Raw genomic sequence first — 22,563 nt, forward strand, 5'->3', positions numbered from 1 at the left:
GAAGGCCCCACGCCCTCCCCGATACAACATCAATTAATCAAACTTAAACACTATTGTTTATCCCACCATATCCTGGTTAAAAAATCATCCGAACCTTGCCGTGCAAGGGCAGCAGCGTATGATGCCGCGTTAAGGTTTTGCTCGCCAACTGGATACAACATCCGCCTGAATATTTTACCGCCTGTAGCATTGCCAACGTAATTATTAGGTACAAGTGCGGGGTAGCCCGTACGCCTGTAGCTTGCAAAAACCTCCTGCGCATCAGGAAATATACCAACCCAAAACTGGGTATAGATCTGCTCCATTTTTTGATCAAGCGTGCCAGCTGTATTGAACGGGTGCGCATTGATGTATGAGTTGATCTGGGTAGTTGTTATAGTACCTGCGCTGCCTGCAATGATGCTCCATTGGCGCATAGAAGCAGCAATACCATTTTGGTATAATGACTCGGCGGTAGCGGTTGTATACCATCCCCTTGCCGCAGCTTCAGATAACAGGAAGTAGCTTTCGGCAGCTGTAAAAACCAATCGCGGAGAATTTAGCAGCAATAGGGTTTTAGGATTTGGTTCCGAATAGGTCACAAAATCCGCAGGTTTGGCATTCAATCCTGATGACATACCTTTTTGAATAGCCGAGATCAGCCACACCACCGTTCCATACTACAGATACCACAGCCAAACGCGGGTCCTTATTGGCTTTCAGATAATTAATAAACACATCCTGGTATTTACCGCCTTCAGTGTTAGTGCTGCCGTTACCTGCTATGTAGTCATTATTATAAAGGTCAAGCGCCAAAGGGTTTTTGTTGATATCCTGACCTGCGCCCACATACACTACTTTGGCCACATCTGCATCATCCGTAATAACGCCGCCGGCTATTGCTTTTGTGGCCCAGCTTTGAGCCTGGGCAATATCAACTTTGGTCATGCGCATGGCACACCTGAGCATGAGTGAATAGGCAAACTTTTTCCATTTTACGGTATTGCCACCGTAAATTAAATCAGCCGAACCAAAGGTTGCTTTGGTTGCATCAAGGCTTTGGGCTGCCTGGTCAAGCTCTTTCAATAAATCGGCATAGATGTCTTTTTGTGCATCGTAAGCAGGCTTATATATAGCCTGGTTATAACCCTGTGCAGCTTGCGAATATGGGATATCACCATACAAGTCGGTAAGTCTGCTAAAGCAATATACTTTCCAGATCCTCGCTTCGGCCTGCAGGTTTACGAGCGAAGCATCGGTGCCAATGGCCTTTAAAACCTCAACTAATTCGTTGATTTCATTTGGGTAAGCATTAGTGAAAGCTGCTGCCGACTGCGGGCTCTGGCTCAACACATATTTTGAACCGAAGCCGGCCACATCATTAAAGCTGGTAGTGTACTGCATAGTACCCAGCAACAAATCAAGCATGCGGGCCGTGCCATCATACTGGGCTTTGGTAAAAATGTATTGTGGTACCGCCTTTGATGAGGCATCCGGGTTAACATTAAGCGTATCAAAATTTTTGGTACACGATTGCGTGGTGATAATGCCGAGAATTACCAGGGAACAATAAATATATTTGGTTAAATGTCTTTTCATCGTTTTCAATTTAAAGTATTAAAACTTAACAGCCAGGTTTACACCAAGTGAGCGGGTACGTGGTAAACCGATAGACTCGAAGCCCTGTGCATTACTGTTGGTAAAACTTTGCTCCGGATCAAAATTGTCTGTTTGCTTATAAATAGTCCAAAGGTTTCGGGCCACAAAGGAGATGCTGGCCGACTGGATCTTAACTTTGTTTAAAAGACTTGTTGGAAGCGCGTATGACAGGATAACCTGGCGAAGTTTAACAAAGCTGCCATCGTGTAAAAACAAGTCGGAATACGTTTTATAATTATCATAGTATGATCTTAACCCGCTCACCGGCACCGTACGGGTATAAGGCGCGCCGGTTTGATCAACACCGTTCAATACTAAGCCGTTTTCGCGACCCGGCAACGTTGATTTCATCAAGCCCAAACGGGTGGCGTAAACCTCCATAACCGAAAACACCTTGTTACCAAATTTGCCATCAACCAGGAAGTTTAACGAGAACCGTTTATACCTGAATTCGTTGGTTAAACCCATGGTAAGCGGGGCAACGCTTTTACCCAATTGCTGTAGTGGGGTTTGTACCGGTAAGCCCGTGGTAGCGTTAAACACTACATTACCATTAGCATCCTTTTGCATACGGGTACCCACGATCATACCAAAGGATTTACCTTCAATATTATCTAAAATACCCCAGTTGCCTACCGAAGTAGCCAGCTGAATAGTATTAAGGCCTGGCGCCAGTTTAACTACTTTGTTATCATTATAGGCTACGTTATAGCTTGTAGTCCAGGTAAAGCTGCTTGTTTTTACAGGTGTACCGTTCAATAATACCTCAATACCTCTATTACTTACCTCGCCAACGTTCAGGATTACGTTATTGTAGCCCGATGTTGAAGAAATAGCTGTATTTACGATATCATTAGTAGTTTTACGATCATACAAGGTAACGTCCAAACCTAAACGGCTCTTAAGCATCTGCAACTCAAAGCCGCCTTCAAACGTTGTTGACGTGTATGGTTTAAGATTGCTATTAGTAATGTTATTGCTGGTTACATTTTGCAGTGGCTGCCCCGCGCTTGGTACGTTACTGTAAGTAAGGTTGATAACATATGGATCGGGAGCGCCGCCACCTACCTGCGCCCATGAACCGCGCAGTTTAGCAAGGTTAAAAAACTCAGGGAGTTTAACCGCGTCAGACAGGATAAAACTGCCGCCTACGCTTGGATAAAATATGCTGTTGCTTTTCGGGCTCAGTGTTGAAAACCAATCCTTCCTCCCTGTGAATGATAAGAAGAACAAACTCTTGTAATCAAAATCGGCCGAACCAAAAACCGAATTGGTTACAATTTTGGCATTATATGGTGTAGTTGATGAAACCGCAAGATTGGTGAAGCTGTAAAAATATGGAATGGTAAATTGCGAACCATTAAGCGTTAGCTGATTGGTTGTGTATTTACGGCTGTTTACGCCACCCAGAACATTTACATTTAAATCACTGATGATCTTTGTTTTATAACTAACGGTCGCTAATTCATTAGTTTCAGATACATCTGATTTGATACCGGCGTACTGGCCATTAGGGATATATAATGTACCTGTTGGCAATATGTTGGTATAATTATAGTTAAAAAAGTCGCGGCTGATGGTGGCTTTGAAAGTAAGGTTTTTTACGGGAGAGTAAATAACCGACCCCTGGCCAATAAAACGGTTCTTCACATCATCTTCCTTGTATTTATTAATCACAAAATATCCGTTTGACGCAATGGATGCGTCATTCCAGATCTGCTCGTTGCCCAAAGCATCGTAACCCGGCTTAAGCCAGCGTACATCAACGGTATTGGCAACCTCAAGCGGTGTCCAGTTGGGGTTACCCAATGCATCGCCTGCGCCGGTACGATTATGGCCAGTTTCAACGTTGTACTGGGCCAACGCTTCAATAGATAGCTTGTCGCTCAGTTTACCGTTCAGGGCAAGGTTAAAAGTTTTACGATCATAGGTTGTACCCGGTAAAATACCTTTACTATTCAGATCGGCAGCCGAAAATCTGTAGGTGAAAGCCTCATTACCACCTAAAAATGCAAGGCTGTTGGTATAAGTGCTTCCTGTTTGATAGTAATTTCTAAGGTTATTTTTCTGTGCAACATAAGGATGGGTAAGCCCGTCGACAGCTACATAATCGGTTGAGCCGTCAATTTTTGAACCCCACGAGCGTCTTCCGCTTGCCTGTGCTGCAGCCAGGGTAGTTGGCTTTACACCGCCGTCGCCCTGCCCGTATTCGTACTGGTAATCTGGGAATACAGCCACATTATCGTAGGTGGCCGTCGAGTTAAATTCTACGCCCACACCTTTTTGTATGCGGCCTTTTTTTGTTGTAATTAAAATAACGCCATTTGCTGCACGCGAGCCATAAAGCGCCGCAGCCGTACCGCCTTTAAGTACACTTATCGACTCAATATCGTCGGGATTTATTGCAGCTATACCATCGCCGCGGTCAACATTGTTGGTAATACCATTAACCGTAGCAGGGCCACCGGGTACGCTGTTATCAATCGGCATACCGTTCACCACATATAACGGCTGGTTATCACCTGCAAGGCCACCGTTACCCCTGATCACCACGCGGCTTGAACCACCCGGACCGGTTGATAAGCCCGCCGCGTTAACACCGGCTACTTTACCGGTAAGCGCGTTGGCTACGTTATTTTCACGGGCCTGAGTAAATTCGGTACCCTTAACCTCAGTCACCGAATAGCCCAATGATTTTTTTTGCTTGCTGATACCAAGGGCAGTAACCACAACCTCATTAAGAGCTTTGTTATTTTGCACCAGTTTAATTTGCAAAGGCGACACCGGATCGCTTACAGGCACTTCTTCCTGGTTATATCCTACATAGGCAACCACCAGGGTTAAAGGCTTGCCCGCATATTTATCAGGCACCACCAGTTTGAAACTACCCGTAACATCTGTAATTGCGCCTACCTTGTTATCTATTTTTAAATAAACCGATGCGCCAACAACCGGCTGACCATCGCCTGCATCCACTACCTTACCTGTTAATGTAACTGCTGCAACAGATACGTTGTTCAGGGTAAGGTCCTTCACTGTAAAAATCGAGATTTGGTTATCATTTATCTTGCGATATGTTAACTGGAAGGCCGATAATAATTGTTTCAAATTATCGTCAAGCGTAAACTGACTGATATTACTTGTTAAATTGGTGGGCACAAACTTGTTATCAAGCAAACCTTCCTGGTAAGCTATCTGAACATTGAATTGTTTTTTCAGGTTTTCAAGTGCGTCTTTCAAAAGCACCTTACTTTCGGTAACCTGCGATATCGGGTAACTAAAGTTTCGTGCATGTAACCTGTTGTTATTGGTCAATGACATTTGAGCGTAACCATACGCCGACTGGCCGAGCAAAACCATCAGGAAACAGCAACATCTTAAAAAATTGGATGAGTCGAGTTTTTGCATAAGTTATTCGTTTAGGGGTTTAATTTTGTTATAGTAATATTTTTGTCTGTTCGGGTAATTTTCACCGGGAGTGTGGTAGCTATAGTTTCAATCAGTTCCTCAACACTGGGAACGTTGATCTCGCCCTCTATTTTGAGATTGGCTAAATCCGGGTTTAAAAAATCTACATGATAGCCGTAATCATCGGTCATGATCTCGCTGATCTGCGCAAGGGAGGCATCATTAAATAAAAGCTGGTGCTTTGTCCATTTGGTAATTTTTTCAGGAACCGGCAGGATCATACGGGTAAGGGTTTTTCTATAAGCATGTTGTACATAATCGCCCGGTTTCATAATAAGCGATAGTTTTCCGGATGCTGCATCAACATAGTCAAGCCTGATCTTTCCCTGTACTAATCCTACATTAGTTTTATTGTGCCTGCTTCTTACATTAAAAGTTGTACCCAACACCTCAATATCCATATCAGAGCAATGCACTATAAATCTTTCAGTAGGTTTGATATTGCGGGGATCTTTATTGATATGTTTTACATTGAATAGCCCCTCTCCACTTATCCAAACCTCCCTCGATTTTTCATCCCAGTTACCGGAGTAAGTTAACTTTGAATTACCATTAAGCACCACGGTTGAGCCATCGGGTAATGTAACAGTGCGCAGCTCACCAAAAGTGGTATCAATTTCGTTTTGTCTGCCTTTGACGAGCCATAAGGAAATGCCGATAGACGACACCAGCAATAACATTGCAGCGATACGGAGGAACCTGCTTAGTGTGAATATCTTTGGCTTAGCCTGGTCTATTTGCAGTGTTGATTCAATCCTGAGCCAAACTTTTGATTGATTAGCCTCATTGGTAAAAACATCCTGTTTACGGTATGCTTTAATAATTTTTGAAGCTTCGGCTATTATTTCTTTCTGCTGCGGATATTCTGCTGCAACTTGCTGCCAAAAAACAGTGTCGTTATGTGAGGGGTTAATCACAAAACGGAGAAAATCATCGTCCTCTAAAAAATCCGGCAGGGTATAATTACTGTATTTGGCTATCTGCATTGTTTATAAGGTGTTATTTACTCCTTATAGACAGCACCCTGCCCCAATTATCCCTACAAACTGAAAAAAAAATTATTTTTTAATAATTGTTTATGCAGAAGCACGAATACAAGGCTAAAACAATAGCCAATTTTGAAGTTTTTAGCACATCCTGAAGGTTATCAAAAGCTTTATAGATCAGTTTATAGGCCGAACTAATGTTTATTTCCATAATATCGGCAATTTCATCATAACCTAAACCCTCATAAAAACGCAGGTATATAATTTCCTGCTGCCGTGCCGGCAAAGCTTTTACATGAAATTTAATTTTCTTCTGCAATTCCTGTTCTTCCTCATCGGCCATGAGCTGCTGGTCGAATGAAATTTCAAAGGGAAAGTTATGTTCAGCTTCATCTTCAAGGTCAACAAAGCGCGATTTTGATTGCAGCTTGCGGAAAATAATACTGCGCAATGATTTGAATAGGTAGTTTTTTACTGAAGCTGGATTGCCAAGCCCGGCCCTGTTTGTCCAAAGCCTGATAAAAAGATCATGTATGGCATCTTCAATTACGTTAACGTCCCTGGTAAATTTGTGCCCGTAATTATTGAGGATTTTAAAATACTGGTTATACAGTTGCGTGTAGGCATCCCAATTGCCTTCTTTAAAAGCAAGCCAGACAGCAGTATTATGATCGTCATGAACAATTTGTTCGTGAGACATAGCTTAACCAGGGGATAAAACGTTTTACAATTGAAATCAGGTACAATGTAATAATTATAACAATAAATTTACACCTAATTAAAAATCAATAATACAATTAAATTGATATAAAATTGCTTTTGCCGGAATTGAAGAAGTTATCGCCAAAAAGTCACACCCTTTTGACAATGGTAAACACTCAAATATTTCAATTTTTAAAATAACTTAGCCCATATCAATATTGCCTGATATTTAAAAACCGATTGCCACGCTAAATTATGTTTGAATCAGTTACTATTAAGGATATTGCCAAGGCTTTGGGTGTGTCAACATCAACGGTATCAAGGGCGCTGAACGGAAGCTACGAAATAGGTACCGAAACCAAAAAGCTTGTCCTTGAGTACGCTGAAAAAATTAACTATCGGCCCAACCCTATCGCTTTAAGCCTTAAAGAGCAAAAAAGCCACTCCATAGGCGTGGTGGTTTGCGAGGTGGCAAATGATTATTTTTCGCAGGCTATTAATGGCATCGAATCTATTGCTTATAACCGTGGATACCATGTTATCATTACCCAAACGCATGAGTCATTTGACAGGGAAAGTGCCAATGTAAAACACCTGCTCTCAAGGCATGTGGATGGATTGCTGGTGTCACTATCAGCCCAAACAACTGATACTTCCCAATATAAATACCTGCTGGATAAGGGTTTTCCTATTGTATTTTTTGACAGGGCGGCGCCTGACCTGAACACTCACAAAGTGATAGCCAATAATTTTCAGGGATCATTTAACGGCACCGAAGCTTTGATCAATTCGGGTTTTAGCAAAATAGCACACCTCACCAATTCAAATAATCTGCTTATAAGCCATGAGCGCTTTGAAGGCTATAACGCTGCACTTGATAAACACGGTATCGAGTTTAGGCCCGAATACCTTAAACATTGCAACCATGGCGGCATGATCCACGATGAAGTGGAGCTCGTGCTGAAAGAATTGCTGGCATTGGACGATAAGCCGGAGGCTATTTTTAGTGGCAGCGACAGGCTCACCATCAGCAGTATATCGATATTAAAAAAATGGGGCTTAAAAGTTCCGGGAGATATCGCGATAGCAGGCTTTACCAATTCGGATGTTGTTGACCTGTTCGACCCACCATTAACTGTTGTACGTCAGCCTGCCTTTCAGATTGGACAAATGGCTACGGAGATGCTTATTAAAACCATAGAAAGCAAATGGCCGGTTGAAGAGTTTACTACCGAAAAGGTGGAAACGCAATTGATTGTGCGGTCGTCGTCGGTGAGGTATTGAGAAGATGAAGAACAACTTAAAATGTTGATGTTTAAACCCCATGTCATTGCGAGGAGCGGCGCGGGCAAAAGCATCTGGGGCGACGTGGCAATCTCGTAGCTACTCAAATCGGATATGCATTGGCTACAAGATTGCTGCGCTCGCAATGATATCCTTTCCAACACAAAGACAAAGCTTAACCATTTATACAACCGTTACCTTCACCCCCTTTTCTTCCAGCATATTGAGCATTGCCGGGCTTATACCGCTATCAGTAATAATTTCATTGATTTGATCAAGCGCACAGATTTTGGCCAGGCCCCGCTTACCAAATTTGGTGCTATCGGCCAACACAATGGTAGTTTGAGCAGCATTGATCATTTTTTGATTGAGCCTGGCTTCGGATAAATTTGTGGTAGTCAATCCTATGTCAGGATCGATACCATCTACTCCTAAAAACAATACGCCACATAACATATCATCCAGCATCAGTTCGGCATAATTACCGGTTACCGATGAGGAGGTGTTTCGCATTTGCCCGCCCAATTGAACAATATCAACCTGCGGATGCTGCAAAAGTTCAAGCGCTACCGGCAAAGCTGCGGTGACTACCGTAAGATGCTTATTGGGCTGCATGGCACGGGCAAGGGCAAGCATTGTAGTACCGGAGGCTATGATAACTGAATCATTGGTATCTATCCTTATCGCTGCTTCTGCGGCAATTTTTCTTTTTTCGGGGCCGTTCAGTTTCTCCTTCTCGGCCACCGGCCTGTCATTAGCATAAGGGTTTGTTTTACTTGCACCACCATGCGTTCTGAAAAGCAGGTTTTTATCTTCCAAAAGTTTCAGGTCCTTTCGGATAGTAACTTCCGAAACACTTAACTGGGTACTCAGATCCTGTACATTCACAAAGCCGTCGGTATCAACTTTTTGCAGGATAAACTTATGCCGGTCTGTGTTTTTACTCATAATCGCTAAATTAAACAGAAAAATTGACTGTAATGTTTTGCAAAGCTCACTGTGCTCCGTGTTAGTCAAATGTAACCAAATAAAATTATTTTCAATTTCGTTTAGTTTTATTTTATTTCGATTTTATATATTTGAATAAATATCGAAATAAAATGAACTCATTTACCAGAGAGGCCAATCTCAACCATCTTAATGATACCGAAAAGATCTGGGACCTGATTATTATAGGAGGTGGGGCTACCGGACTTGGCGCGGCTGTAGATGCAGCTTCGCGTGGCTTCTCTATATTATTACTTGAACAGGCCGATTTTGCCAAAGGAACCTCGAGTCGTGCTACTAAACTGGTTCATGGCGGCGTACGCTATTTAGCACAAGGCGATATAGGCCTGGTACGTGAAGCCTTGCGCGAACGGGGACTATTATTGAACAACGCTCCACATCTTGTAAAAAACGAAAGTTTCATTATCCCCAATTACTCCTGGTGGGACGGTGTTTTTTATACTATCGGCCTCAGCCTTTATGATTTGCTCGCCGGTAAACTAAGCTTTGGCAGAGCAAAGCATATTTCAAAAAAAGACACCATTAAACGTTTGCCCGGCATACAGGAAAAAGGACTTCACGGAGGCGTTATTTATCATGACGGGCAATTTGACGATTCTCGGCTGGCAATTAACCTGGCGCAAACCGCCATTGAACAGAGCGCAACCCTGCTCAATTACTTTAAAGTAACCGGATTAATCAAAGATACTACTAATAAAATCATAGGCGTAAAAGCCACTGATACAGAGACTGGCGCCGGGTATCAATTAAAAGCCAAAACGGTGATCAATGCTACCGGCGTATTTGTTGATGACGTACTAAAAATGGATACGCCGGAGAAAAAACCGATGGTTAGGCCAAGCCAGGGTGTGCACCTTGTACTCGACCGTTCATTTTTACCGGCAGAAGATGCCCTAATGATTCCCAAAACAGAAGACGGACGTGTGCTTTTCGCTGTCCCGTGGCACGAGAAACTATTGATTGGCACTACGGATACCCCTATTAACTCGCACAGCCTGGAGCCGGTAGCGCTGGATGAAGAAGTAGACTTTATATTAAGAACAGCCGGTAAATACCTCACCAAAGCCCCAACCCGTGCAGATGTACTAAGCGTTTTTGCAGGCTTAAGGCCACTTGCCGCCCCACAGGATGGAGCCTCAAAAACAAAAGAAATTTCGCGGAGCCATAAACTGATTGTTTCCGCATCAGGTTTAATTACTATAACCGGCGGTAAGTGGACTACCTACCGCAAAATGGCAGAAGATATTGTTGATAAAACAATTGAGGTTGGCGGACTAAATAATATACCGTGTAAAACTGCCTCCTTATCTATCCATGGCAGTCGCCCCAATCCCGACCGCACAAACCCAATGTTTGTTTATGGTGCCGATATTGAAAACGTTTTGGCTTTGTACAAAGAGAATCCGAACTGGAAAAACCTTGTTCATGCCGAATGTAGCTACACTAAGGGCGAAGTGATCTGGTCGGTAAGAAATGAAATGGCGCGCACCGTTGAAGATATACTGGCCCGCCGTACCCGTGTGCTTTTTTTAGATGCCCGTTTAGCTATTGAAATGGCTCCCGAAGTAGCACACCTCATGGCCGGCGAATTGGGGAAAGATGCTGAATGGGAGACGGCACAGGTTAAAGCATTTAACGAAACAGCAAAAAATTATATACTAACACCACATTAAAATAAAATTTAATGTGATATTCAACAAATAAACCAAGGTAAACCAAACCAAATTATGCAGGAATACATTTTAGCGCTCGACCAGGGTACTACCAGCTCACGGGCCATAATTTTTGATCATGCAGGCAAAATTATTGCTTCGGCACAAAAAGAATTTAAGCAGTATTTTCCCAAACCCGGCTGGGTTGAGCATGACCCTAACGAGATTTGGGCTGGGCAGATAGCAGTAGCCGTGGAGGCCATCGCGAAAGCAGGCCTGGGTGGCGGCAATATCAAAGCTATAGGCATAACTAACCAACGCGAAACCACCATAGTATGGAACCGCAAAACCGGCGACCCCATCCACAATGCCATTGTTTGGCAGGACAGGCGCACTGCTGCCTTTTGCGATGAGCTAAAACAAAACGGTCATAGCGAAATGATCCGCGATAAAACCGGCCTGGTAATCGATGCTTATTTTTCCGGCTCAAAAGTTAAATGGATCCTGGATAATGTGGAAGGTGCAAGAGCGCAGGCAGAAGCCGGCGAACTGGCCTTTGGAACGGTTGACAGCTGGCTCATCTGGCAGTTAACCCGCAGCGAAGTACACGCCACCGATGTAACCAATGCCGGCCGTACCATGCTGTTCAATATCCGCACCCAACAGTGGGACGAGGAGTTGTTACAACTGTTCAACATCCCAAAAAGTATCTTGCCCGAAGTAAAACAGTCAAGCGAGCTGTACGGACAAACCGCCAATAATCTGTTTGCGCAACGGATCCCGATAGCAGGCATAGCAGGAGATCAGCATGCGGCTTTATTCGGGCAAATGTGTATTGATAAAGCCATGGTTAAAAATACTTATGGCACCGGCTGTTTTATGCTGATGAATATCGGGCACGAGTTTATCAAATCAAAAAACAACCTGCTTACCACCATCGCCTGGAAAATAAACGGCGAGATCACCTACGCCTTTGAGGGCAGCATTTTTATAGGAGGCGCAGTTGTTCAGTGGCTGCGCGATGGGCTGGGCATTATCAAAACGTCGGCAGATGTTGAAAAGCTGGCTACCTCAGTAAAAGATACCGCGGGCGTTTACTTTGTACCCGCGTTTGCAGGTTTGGGCGCTCCCTACTGGGACCCGGAAGTTCGGGGGGCTATAGTTGGTTTAACCAGGGGTGCTACAGCAGCCCACATTTCAAGGGCCGCATTATCATCAATAGCCTACCAAACCATGGATGTGCTTAAAGCGATGGAAGCTGATGCAGGCATGGAGATAAAAGAACTACGTGTAGATGGCGGCGCAACAGCCAATAACCTGCTGATGCAGTTTCAATCAGACGTATTAAACTGTAAAGTGATCCGGCCCGAGGTTACCGAAACTACAGCACTTGGTGTAGCCTATATGGCCGGACTGGCTGTAGGATATTGGAAAGATATAGCCGAAATTCAGCACTTGTGGGCCGCCGAAGCGGAATTTACTCCGGCTGACGATCTTGATGAAGTCAAATCGGGCATTGCGGGTTGGAAACGTGCGGTAAGCACGGCTCAATGCTGGTCAAATTCCGGGCATCCTGTAACAGTTATTTAATATCCATCTTTTAAATATTTTAACATGTCTCCATTTGTAGCCGAGCTGATAGGCACCATGCTCCTGATATTGTTGGGTGATGGTGTAGTGGCCAACGTAGTTTTAAAAGATACCAAGGGAAATAACAGCGGATGGATAGTAATTACCACTGCCTGGGGATTAGCCGTTTTTGTAGGGGTAGTTGTTGCCGGTCCGTATAGCGGCGCGCACCTTAACCCTGCTGTAACCATAGCCCTCGCCATTGCGGGTAAGTTTGCCTGGGCAAACGTTGTGCCCTACATTATCGCACAGTTTGCGGGCGCTTGTATCGGTGCATTTTTAGTTTGGATCATGTATTACGATCATTTTAAACGCACAAATGATCCGGCTTCTATTTTGGCCGTATTTTGCACCGGGCCAGCCGTACGTAATTACATATCAAACATTGCCAGCGAAATAATTGGTGCTTTTGTATTGCTCTTCACCATTTTCTACATAGCCGGTGCCGAAATCACGCCCGCTAAAACCCCTATTGGCCTGGGCTCAGTAGGCGCTATCCCGGTAGCATTACTGGTTTGGGTAATCGGTTTGTCATTAGGAGGCACTACCGGCTATGCTATCAACCCGGCCCGTGATCTTGGGCCGCGCTTTATGCATATGCTATTACCGATAAAAGGCAAAGGAACGAGCGATTGGGCTTATGCATGGATCCCGATTATCGGCCCATTGGTTGGGGCTTCCATTGCTGCTGTATTGTATCTTTCAATTAAGCTATAAATATCATCAAAACAGCATTAGCCTAACGAAGTTTTAAAGGCTTCGTTAGGCTTTAAAAGCTCTGTTAAGCTACGGCAGCTATCAATGTGCTACTACTGCAACAACGACTTAATCTTGTTAAAGATCTCGGTATTGCTGTAAACTCCTCTGAAATCCAGCGAATGCGGGCCGTAGCTAAATACCGGAACCGGGGTACCGGTATGATCATTGGTGCTAAAATCGCCCCATACGTAACCATCGTTGATACTGCCGTCAAGCAGGGTTAAGCCGCCTGTTTCATGATCGGCAGTTACAATTACCAGGGTTTCGCCATCTTCGTCGGCAAATTTCAGAGCATCGCCAACAACACGGTCAAAGTCGCTATTTTCGGTGATCACCTGTTTTAAGTTGTTAGCGTGACCGCCATGGTCAATCTGCGAACCCTCAATCATCATAAAGAAACCATTAGGGGCATTTTTGAACGTTTGGGTTACTTTATTGAATGCCAGCGGCAGATAATTCCCCCTACCCTCCATTTTCGGGCGGGTTACGCTATCATCCATCAAACCCAGGATTTTCGGGGCCGAGCTATTCAAAAACTCATCAAAGTTGCGGATCACCGTGTATCCCCTCTTCTTCATTTTATCAACCGGGCTTTCGCCATTAACCGGCCAGATAAAATCTTTATATGACGAGCCTAAGAAAATATCAATAGGTGATGACGTAATTTGATTAGCGATAGCAGTAGAATGGCTTCGCTCCGAATCATGCGCGTAGAACGCAGCCGGAGTTGCATCTGTAAGCTCGCAGGCAACAATATCAGCAGTCTTTTTACCTGCTGCCGCGCTGTAGTCAGCTAATGATTTCAACGGTTTACCTGAGGGATCAACACCTACTGCCCTGTCGTTAGTTTTTTGGCCTGATGCAAAAGCGGTGGCTCCTGCAGCCGAATCAGTGATATAAGCATCGGCAGAATTAGTTACTGAAAAGCCAATGTTGAGCATCTGGAAAATATTCAACTGGCCGCGGTTGGCGGTATAGGTTGAATAGATCTGCGATAAGCCCATGCCATCGCCGATACACAAAATGATGTTTTTTACTTTCTTAACCGTACCGTCCGATTTATACGTTGGCTTATAAATGCCATACTCTTGTGGCGCGGTGTACTCACTTGCTGGCTTCTTGTTCAGAAAATCGCCAAGCTCTTCTATTTTATCGGTGCCAATTACATCAACACCTAAACGGATCAGCGCCAGCCAACTGCTTTTGGTATCAGGAGTTTCCCAAAAACGGACCTTTTTACCGGAGTTATGTACGCTATCGATCCCTGCTTTTATCCTCGAGATCTCTTCGTTATTCAATACACCTTTACCATTCCAGTGCATATATTTACCAAACGGAAAGCTTACCATGCCAATCTTTTTCCATTGCGCCGGAGTAAAACCGTTCATATGGTCAACATCAAAAGAGATCCAGGCCGGATAATTGGTCATCTCTGCCGCAGGGGGCACTGCTCCTGTCAACACTATCGATAACCTCCCCGGGTGACCTTCATAATCAAAATATTGTTCTAACGGTTTCAGTTCTTTGATCACCAAGGGCAATACCGCCTTATGATCTTCCTTAATTTCGATGAGCAGCCTTAAATGGCGCTGCGGATCTCGTTTAAATTTTTCAATCAGCGGATCGATGTACAAGATTTTCAACGACCGTTTAGCGTCAATCTCTTTTTTATCATGAGCCACCATCAGCTGCCCATTAACTGCATAACAGTCGGCCTCGATAGAACCGAAACCTTTTTCATAGGCCCGGTAAAAAGGGATGTTGTTTTTGTAATCGTTATGGGAGTGCGCGTCGGCTACGGTGTAGTTTTTAACCTGCGCATTGGCCGTGAGGCCGGCGTTTGCCAGCAACGCTGCCAGCGTAATTAGGGTAGTACTTTTTTTCATTTGGTATAGATATAGCAAAACCGGGCTGTGCCCGGTTTTGTAAGTTTCAATATGTCAATTACCAGCCGGCATTCTGTTTCAGCTGGCCCTGGCTTATCTGGATATCTTTTGGCGGAATTGGCCAAACGTTATCCCTCGCCGGGTCAAAGTTACGAGCTTTCCACACAACTAAGCCATCCGAACCGTGTAACGGTTTTGCGTAAATTGCCTGTGCATCGCCCCAGCGTACCAGGTCAAAGTTACGATCACTCCACTCACCAGCCAATTCAACGCGGCGTTCGTGTTTGAGGTTTGCCATTGTGGCATTAGTAATCGGGGGCAATCCTGCACGTACACGCACCTGGTTAAGCGCGGCATCACCGTTTTTACCCTGCATGATCTGCGCTTCGGCTTTAATCAGCAAGATCTCGGCATAACGCAATAATGGCACGTTTAAATCTGTAGATGGTTCATCGCCGTTAGGGCTTACGTGAATACCACCTGCATAGCTAAACGGTTCCATATATTTATTAAACTGGTAGCCGGTTAAGCTGTTGCTTTTACCACCAATTGGGTAAGTATAAGTTTGACCGAAATACTGGAAGCTATCGCCTTTTTGCAGGATAGTAGCCGGAAGCCTTTTATCGCCTGCTTCAAACTCATCAACCAATTCTTTGGTTGGCTGATAATAACCGAAGCCGTTATATAAACCCCAGCCTTTGTTCTCCAACATAGCACCAGGCAAAATGCTCTGACCATTCAGGTTACTTGCAACCGACCAGATATACTCAGAGCTATAGTTATTAGCGATCTTGAACACATCCGCATAATTACTTAGCAAAGCATGTTTTCCGCTAAGGATAACCGAGTCGGCATATTTTTCGGCATTAGCGTAATCCTTAGCATGCAGGTAAGTTTTAGCCAAATAAGCATAAGCAGCAGTTTTATGAGCGCGGCCTTTATCGGCAGCAGCCAGTTTATCGAAATAAGGCAATAAAGAAGCTGCCTTTTTCAAATCAGCCTCGATATAAGCGTAGTTATCTTTAACTGAGGGCAATTGCGCCGGGAACGCTAATGGATTAGCGCGATTTTGCAAAGGAGCACCTTGTTTGTCCGATCCGTACAGATCGGCAATTTCCAGGTGCATTACAGCATGAATAAAGTAAGCCTGGCCCAAAATAAAGTTTTTGGTAGCTGCGTCCATGTTGATGTTCGGCACGTTGTTGATGACGTCATTAGCACGTTTCATCACTACAAAATGCAGTTGCCATGGAGCGTAAATACTGCTTTCGTTGCCGGTACAGATAAAGTTTTTGATATTTTCCCTATCGGCAGATGTACGGCCAACAACCATGTCATCGCTGGCATTAATGAACCAAAAGAAACCGCGACCGTAAAGATCTTCGCTGTTACTTTGTTTCTCATACAAACCATTGGCCGCTGCCTGGGCATCGGCAGCAGTTTTCCAGAAGTTTGTACTGGTTGGCGTACCGGTTGGTTTAATATTATCTAAAGTGCCTTTTTTACAGCTTTGGGCCAGTGCAATAACCATTGCACCCATTAAGCCTTTGCTAATTATATTTTTGAATTTCATCTCTATATCTTCTTAATTGTGGTTCCTGATTAATTATAAGCCTACGTTAACACCTATTAAAATAATCCTTGCCTGTGGGTACAAGCCTAAATCAACGCCGTTTTGGTTGATACCAACTTCGGGGTCAAGACCTCTGTATTTGGTAAATGTGGCCAGGTTTTGCGCGTTGGCAAAAATGCGGGCGCTGCGTACACCAATTTTAGTCATCAGCGCTTTTGGCAGTGTGTAACCAAGCGTTACGTTTTTGATACGCATGTATGAACCGTTCTCAACATAAAAGTCAGATACGTTACCAAAGTTGCCGTTTGCATCACTTGCAGATAAGCGCGGGATATTGGTGTTTGTATGGGTTGGTGTCCAGGCATTTTTAGCGTCGGCCAGCAGGTTATAGTTTTGGATAGATGCATTTAAACCTGTGTATTTAACAGCATTGAAAAGTTTATTACCTGCGACACCTTGCAAAAATACGCTCATATCAAACGGGCCATAGTTAAAGTTTGCCGTAAAACCATAGCTAATTTTAGGGAAAGGTGTACCCAGGTAAGTTTTGTCGGCCTCGGTTATTTTACCGTCATTATTAAGGTCCTGGAATTTGATATCGCCTGGTTTTGCATTTGGTTGAATAAGCGTACCCGAGGATCCTTTATAATTATTTACCTCATCCTGCGATTGGAATAAGCCCGCGGTTTTGTATCCAAAGAACGAATACAAAGAATACCCCTGTTGTAACCACACAGGCACCAGGTTATCTCTTACTGTTGGACCAGAAAGGATGGTTTGCTGACCTGGAAGTATGTTATCAATTTTATTTTTGATGTATGATCCGTTAGCTGCTAAATTATAATGGAATTCACCAACGCTACCCTGGTATTTAACTGCTAACTCAATACCTTTATTGGTGATCTGACCACCGTTAACAAACGGAGGGTTTGACACGCCATAAACAGCTGCAACCGGTGGCTGGAACAGGAAACGGGTATTTCTTTTCTGAAACACATCAGCAGTAACATTGATCTTACCGTTCATCAGGCCTAAATCAACACCAATATCGGTTTGTGTAGCTTTTTCCCATTTAAGATTAAGGTTAGCCAAGCCATCAACAGCCGAACCTGTAATAGCTGTAGCCGGGCTACCTAAATAACCGGCAGTTTTGGTTAACGAAACTGAAGTTGGGAAGCTTGGTAAACCTGCAAGGTTACCCGACTGACCGTAACTTGCCCTTAACTTAGCAAATGATACCAGAGCATCGGTAGGAAAAAATGATTCCTTGCTAATTAACCAACCAGCCGATACGCCAGGATAAACTTCAGCACGGTTGCTGCTTGATAATAATGAGGTAGCATCACGACGGATGATACCGTTGACAAAGTATTTACCGGCATAATCATAACCGATCCTGCCCAGGTATGAGATCAAAGCAGATTCGTTCTTGTTGCCTTGTAGCGGTACGCCTGTTGGGTTAAGACTACCGTTGATGATATAACGATAAGCAGGATCTTCGCTCAGGTAGTTATCTGTGTTAACGCTAAAAAACTCCTGGGTATCATTCTGATAAGTATAACCTGCCAAAGCACTTACGTGATGATTACAAAAAGTCCTGTCGAAGTTTAAAGTTTGCTCGGCCAGGATAGTGCGTGTATTGTTTTGCTCCTGGAAAAGGAAGTTATCAAAAAACTTTTTACCGGGCTCCAATACCCTTGTGCTAAAGTTTTTAATGGTTTCAGAGTTCTTAGTAACCCCCAGATTTGAGCGAAATTTTAAACCTTTAATCAGGTTAATTTCAACATAAGGGTTGACATTAAAGCTATTTACAGCATCGCTGTTGTCCAAACGTTTTAAATAAGCAACCGGGTTAATTACGTCACCATATGAACCTGCATATTGGGCGGGCACACCACCAAAGCTGCCATCGGCATTATAGATAGAAGCGTTTGGAGGGTAAAATATAGCTGATAAAATAGCACCGGTGTAAGCACTTGTAGTATTGGCACCTTGTCCGTTGTTATATGAATAAGAGAAACTTTCGCCAATCTTTAACCAGTTGTTGATCTGATGATCAGAGTTTACACGAAAGTTGTAGCGAATAGCATTGGTATTTAACAGGATCGCATCATTTTTACGATAGCCTCCTGAAATATAAAAGGTAGATTTTTCGCTGCCGCCACTGATATTCAAGTTATAATCCTGTATGTAACCTGTTCTGAACAAGGCATCTGTCCAGTTGGTACGGGTTACGCGCGAATCAGGGTTTATAGTACCATCAAATGCAGGTAAGCGGGTTTTGCCTGCGTTATCATAAGCAGTATTTATAGCATCTGCATAATCGGCAGCGTTTAAGGCCTGTAATATTTTCAAGGCGTTTTGTACGCCGCCTTTTGCGGTAATGTCAAGATTGGTTTTACCTTGTTTACCGCGTTTGGTAGTGATCAAAATTACACCACCAGCAGCCTTGGCACCATAGATGGCAGCATATGAATCTTTCAATACGTCGATAGATTCGATGTCCGAAGGATCGATGGGGCCGCCGTTATAAATGGTACCGTCAACAACCATCAGCGGACCTTCATTATTGAAAGAGCTTTGACCGCGTAACCTGATGCTTGGGCCCGAAGTTGGGTCACCACCTTCGTTCAAAACTGTAACACCGGCAATTTGTCCCTGCAGCATTTCAGTCACCGAACCTACCGAACGATCTTTAACATTACTAACTTTTAATGAACCTACCGAACCGGTTACGTCGGTATTTTTTTGTGTGCCATAACCTACCACTACTACGGCGTTCAAACCGGTAACGTCAGCTTCTAAAGTAATGCTAAGCGGAAATTGACCGGCGGCAACTTCGCGGCTCTTGTAGCCGATAAAACTGAATACCAGCACCTCGCCCTTTTCAACAGTAATTTTAAAATTACCATTAACGTCGGTTGAAGTGGCGGCAGTTGAAGTTTTGCTGCGTACAGCCACGCCGGCCAGCGGACCGTCCTTATCGTTCACTGTTCCGGTCACCGTAATTTTTTCGGGTGCACGTACCACCTTTTTGTGCGAGATAATAATAGTGCCGTATTTTTCGCGGTACTCCAATTGTGTATTGGCAGTTAAAGCGTTAAGCACATCTTTTAATGGTTTGTTAACAAATGAATTTGCCTTTACTTTTACCGCGGCCACATCATCCATCTTGTAGTTAAATGCAACGGTATTTACCGCTTTTTTGAGTTTCTCGAGCGAGGCATCCATGGTTTCATCGGCAAACTTTACGGTTACCGGCTGATCCATCAGCGACACACTACGCTCGGCGAAGGCGCGTGAGGGCAATACTGCCGTCAGGGTTGTTACCAGCAATAAAATTGCTGAGATTAATCTTCTTGAAATCCGGGTTAAAGATTTTTCCATACATTTGTTTTTAAAGTGATTAGTAACTGCCTGTTGGCTTTTAGTTTTGGCAGCTACACTTAATTGAGCCAGTGCCTGTTGGAGCAGGCATTGGTTTTCCTTTTTATATTGTTATCTAATATTTACAGTATCTCCGTTTAACTTATACTTTCGGCCGTCAATAAACTGGAGTATATCCAGCACCTGTCTGATATTCAACTTATTTGAAAACCTAACCGAGTAATGCTGCTGCGCCAATCGTTTTTCATTGTATTTAAAATTCACGTTATAGCGGTTTTGCAGATAAATGGTAATTTCCTTAAATGACGCATTATCCAGTATCAACTCCTCATGCATCCAGCTCAGCGAATGATCAGCCGTTAGTTCCTGGCGCGTAAAGCTTTCATGTTGTTTGTTATAGGTTAACTGCTGCCTGGGTGTGTAAAAACCCAATGTATGGCGCTGATCATGCACCTCTACCTTCCCGCTATTCACATAAACCTGTATGTCGGGCAGCTCCTTATAAAATTTGATATTGAACGATGTACCAAGTACTTGAGTAATAACTTTTGCGGCATGCACCATAAATGGCCGCTTCACATCATGTTTCACGTCAAAAAACGCCTCGCCATTTATCAGCGTTACTTCTCTTTTCGTATCGCCAAAACTAACCGGGAACTTTAACGATGTGCCTGCATTTAACTGAACGGTTGAGCTATCTGGCAGCATTACCTGTTTCATGCTGCCCTTAGGGGCAGTGATTACCTGGTAAGCAATTTGCTCATTTTTATGAGTAGCTAATTTTGAATAGAACAGTCCGGCACATACAGCTACCAAAACAGCCGCAGCTACTTTTAACCAGGTGGTATTTAGCCTGCGGACTTTACCTTTATCTATAGTTTGTTTTTCTATACGTTCCCAAAGCGGCTGCTTAAGGGCTTTAACATTGTCGCCGGTTTTGGCGTCCATGTCAAGGTTATGCATCAGTTGTTGTAAAAGCTGCAATTCCTCGTCGGTACATTTGCCAGCGTTAAACTTATTGAGTAGTTTTTCTATTTCTCTTTGATTCACCTAACAGGGGCTTTATACCTGATAAGTGACCCGAGACGGAGGAGTGTACTATAACTTTTTGAAAAAAATTATCAACAGCAAAAATCTGCTGTAATTATCAAAGGGGATGACATCGTAATACTTCTGAACAGATTTCTTCAACCTGCTTAAAGCATTACTAATTTGGTTGCGCACGGTTTGGTGCGATAAGCCTAAAAATTCGGCTATTTGCGGGCCGGTCATATCCTGCTCGCGGCTGCACAAATACACCTGGCGCATCTTTTCGGGCATATCCGCAATTTCCTGGTCTATCAACAAGTGCAATTCGGCAAGGGAAAGTTTTTGGTCGGTACTGTGTTCATAAGTTTCCTGTATTTCGGAAACATCATCTAACGGGCGAGGTTTGATGCTTTGCTTTTTGTACCACTTATAGCTCATGTAGTTAACAGAAACCATGAGGTAGGCTTCAAGCGCACCATTTACCTGGATGGTATTACGATTTTTCCATATGGAAAGGAACAGCTCCTGTACCATGTCCATCGCTTCATCCTCGTTTTGGGTTTTCTTTAACGCGAAGGCAATCAACCTATCCGCATAACGCTCATAAATTTCCCGGAATGCACCATCGTTACCGCCCTGCAGTTCAAGTAGAAGTTGTGCATCCGAATATTGTTTCACAAGGGGTATTTTTATCGCATCAAAGTAACGGCACTAATGTTAAGCTAAATTTAAATATATATTAATGCTTTAGAAAACACAGGCTAATAATTGGCACTATTTTTTAAAAATAGATTTTGCCCCCAAAATAACTTTTATTTCTCAAACAAACCTATACCTTTGTAATTCATCTGATGATTTACAAATGAGCAAAATTATTAAAAGATCGCTGGCACAAGAGATAGCAGAAAAACTGAAAGAACAGATAAGCAGCGGCCATTACCGGGTAAACGACAAGCTGCCTACCGAACCCGCACTCATGGCCGAGTTTGGCGTTGGCCGCTCTAGCATCCGCGAAGCAACTAAAAGCCTGGTACATTTGGGCCTGCTCAGAATCCAGCAGGGTGCTGGGACTTTTGTGGAACGCACAGCCAGTAATCCTGAGCCTATGGAAGCCCGTTTAAAACGTGCCCGCTCTCAGGACCTTGATGAGGTAAGACAATTACTGGAGATGAAAATAGCTGAAAAAGCTGCTATAAACCGCTCGCAAAAACATATTTTTAACATGAAAAGCCATTTGGAAACCCGGAACAGAACTGCCGAAGCCGGGCTATTGGAAGAGTGTATTGACGCTGATGTTAAATTTCACATCGCTATTGCCGAAGCATCAAAAAACGAGATCCTGAGCGATCTATATAAAACGGCAGCCGTACATTTAAAAAAATGGTTCACTGAAATCCACCCTGATACGCGCATTTTTATCGAAACCCAGCACCTTCACGAAAAGCTCCTGAAAAACATTCTCGATTGCGATTCGAAACAGGCCTGGAATACAGCTATGGAAATTCATCAATATTAAAAAATTTCGCAAAATTCATCTGATGATATAATGTTTTATAATTTAA

Annotated in this window: 16 protein-coding genes; 5 read left to right on the forward strand and 11 right to left on the reverse strand. The window is 43.6% G+C overall.

What is annotated here, in order from left to right; all coding sequences use genetic code 11:
• Positions 1-50 precede the first annotated feature (50 nt).
• The 5 genes from BLS28_RS31330 to BLS28_RS14310 form a co-directional block, all read right to left on the reverse strand.
• A complete protein-coding gene (locus BLS28_RS31330) occupies positions 51-581 on the reverse strand; it encodes a SusD/RagB family nutrient-binding outer membrane lipoprotein (RefSeq protein ID WP_256337421.1) in 531 nt (176 codons plus the stop codon).
• On the reverse strand, positions 556-1,578 hold the full coding sequence (locus BLS28_RS14295) for a SusD/RagB family nutrient-binding outer membrane lipoprotein (RefSeq protein WP_256337422.1): 1,023 nt from the start codon (positions 1,576-1,578) through the stop codon (positions 556-558). Before BLS28_RS14295 ends, BLS28_RS31330 begins: the two co-directional genes overlap by 26 nt.
• 18 nt (positions 1,579-1,596) lie before the next feature.
• The gene (locus BLS28_RS14300) at positions 1,597-5,046 is read right to left on the reverse strand and encodes a SusC/RagA family TonB-linked outer membrane protein (RefSeq protein WP_091168210.1); all 3,450 of its coding nucleotides are present in this window, start codon (positions 5,044-5,046) and stop codon (positions 1,597-1,599) included.
• Between the two features lie 11 nt (positions 5,047-5,057).
• Positions 5,058-6,092: a FecR family protein gene (locus BLS28_RS14305; protein WP_091168214.1), complete on the reverse strand. Its 1,035-nt coding sequence runs from the start codon at positions 6,090-6,092 to the stop codon at positions 5,058-5,060.
• A 79-nt stretch (positions 6,093-6,171) separates the two neighbouring features.
• On the reverse strand, positions 6,172-6,792 hold the full coding sequence (locus BLS28_RS14310) for an RNA polymerase sigma factor (protein ID WP_091168218.1): 621 nt from the start codon (positions 6,790-6,792) through the stop codon (positions 6,172-6,174).
• 257 nt (positions 6,793-7,049) lie between these two features.
• Here BLS28_RS14310 and BLS28_RS14315 point away from each other — a divergent pair, with 257 nt between their 5' ends.
• Complete coding sequence (locus BLS28_RS14315; protein WP_091168222.1) at positions 7,050-8,078, forward strand: LacI family DNA-binding transcriptional regulator; 1,029 nt, start codon at positions 7,050-7,052, stop codon at positions 8,076-8,078.
• 183 nt (positions 8,079-8,261) lie between these two features.
• Here the strand turns inward: BLS28_RS14315 and BLS28_RS14320 are convergent, their stop codons facing one another.
• Positions 8,262-9,026, reverse strand: coding sequence for a DeoR/GlpR family DNA-binding transcription regulator (locus BLS28_RS14320; protein WP_091168226.1), 765 nt, complete (start codon positions 9,024-9,026; stop codon positions 8,262-8,264).
• Positions 9,027-9,178: 152 nt separating this feature from the next.
• Here BLS28_RS14320 and BLS28_RS14325 point away from each other — a divergent pair, with 152 nt between their 5' ends.
• The 3 genes from BLS28_RS14325 to BLS28_RS14335 are packed head-to-tail and all read left to right on the forward strand — an operon-like array spanning position 9,179 to position 13,084.
• The gene (locus BLS28_RS14325) at positions 9,179-10,759 is read left to right on the forward strand and encodes a glycerol-3-phosphate dehydrogenase/oxidase (protein WP_091168230.1); all 1,581 of its coding nucleotides are present in this window, start codon (positions 9,179-9,181) and stop codon (positions 10,757-10,759) included.
• A gap of 54 nt (positions 10,760-10,813) precedes the next feature.
• Positions 10,814-12,328 carry a glycerol kinase GlpK gene (gene glpK / locus BLS28_RS14330; RefSeq protein ID WP_091168233.1) on the forward strand — a complete coding sequence of 505 codons (1,515 nt, stop codon included), beginning with the start codon at positions 10,814-10,816 and terminating at the stop codon, positions 12,326-12,328.
• A 24-nt stretch (positions 12,329-12,352) separates the two neighbouring features.
• Positions 12,353-13,084 carry an MIP/aquaporin family protein gene (locus BLS28_RS14335; RefSeq protein ID WP_091168235.1) on the forward strand — a complete coding sequence of 244 codons (732 nt, stop codon included), beginning with the start codon at positions 12,353-12,355 and terminating at the stop codon, positions 13,082-13,084.
• A gap of 92 nt (positions 13,085-13,176) precedes the next feature.
• Here BLS28_RS14335 and BLS28_RS14340 read toward each other — a convergent pair whose 3' ends face one another.
• The 5 genes from BLS28_RS14340 to BLS28_RS14360 all read right to left on the reverse strand — a co-directional run bounded on the left by BLS28_RS14340 (position 13,177) and on the right by BLS28_RS14360 (position 21,679).
• On the reverse strand, positions 13,177-15,012 hold the full coding sequence (locus BLS28_RS14340) for an alkaline phosphatase (RefSeq protein ID WP_091168238.1): 1,836 nt from the start codon (positions 15,010-15,012) through the stop codon (positions 13,177-13,179).
• Positions 15,013-15,070: 58 nt separating this feature from the next.
• The gene (locus tag BLS28_RS14345) at positions 15,071-16,585 is read right to left on the reverse strand and encodes a RagB/SusD family nutrient uptake outer membrane protein (protein WP_091168240.1); all 1,515 of its coding nucleotides are present in this window, start codon (positions 16,583-16,585) and stop codon (positions 15,071-15,073) included.
• 33 nt (positions 16,586-16,618) lie between these two features.
• Positions 16,619-19,972 carry a SusC/RagA family TonB-linked outer membrane protein gene (locus BLS28_RS14350; protein ID WP_091168243.1) on the reverse strand — a complete coding sequence of 1,118 codons (3,354 nt, stop codon included), beginning with the start codon at positions 19,970-19,972 and terminating at the stop codon, positions 16,619-16,621.
• Between the two features lie 111 nt (positions 19,973-20,083).
• On the reverse strand, positions 20,084-21,022 hold the full coding sequence (locus BLS28_RS14355; RefSeq protein WP_129568816.1) for a FecR family protein: 939 nt from the start codon (positions 21,020-21,022) through the stop codon (positions 20,084-20,086).
• Between the two features lie 48 nt (positions 21,023-21,070).
• A complete protein-coding gene (locus tag BLS28_RS14360) occupies positions 21,071-21,679 on the reverse strand; it encodes an RNA polymerase sigma factor (RefSeq protein ID WP_176844464.1) in 609 nt (202 codons plus the stop codon).
• A 184-nt stretch (positions 21,680-21,863) separates the two neighbouring features.
• Between BLS28_RS14360 and BLS28_RS14365 the strand changes: the two genes are divergently transcribed.
• Positions 21,864-22,517: a FadR/GntR family transcriptional regulator gene (locus tag BLS28_RS14365; RefSeq protein WP_091168256.1), complete on the forward strand. Its 654-nt coding sequence runs from the start codon at positions 21,864-21,866 to the stop codon at positions 22,515-22,517.
• Positions 22,518-22,563: the final 46 nt, after the last annotated feature.

This window comes from Mucilaginibacter gossypii, assembly GCF_900100945.1.
Lineage (GTDB): Bacteria > Bacteroidota > Bacteroidia > Sphingobacteriales > Sphingobacteriaceae > Mucilaginibacter > Mucilaginibacter gossypii.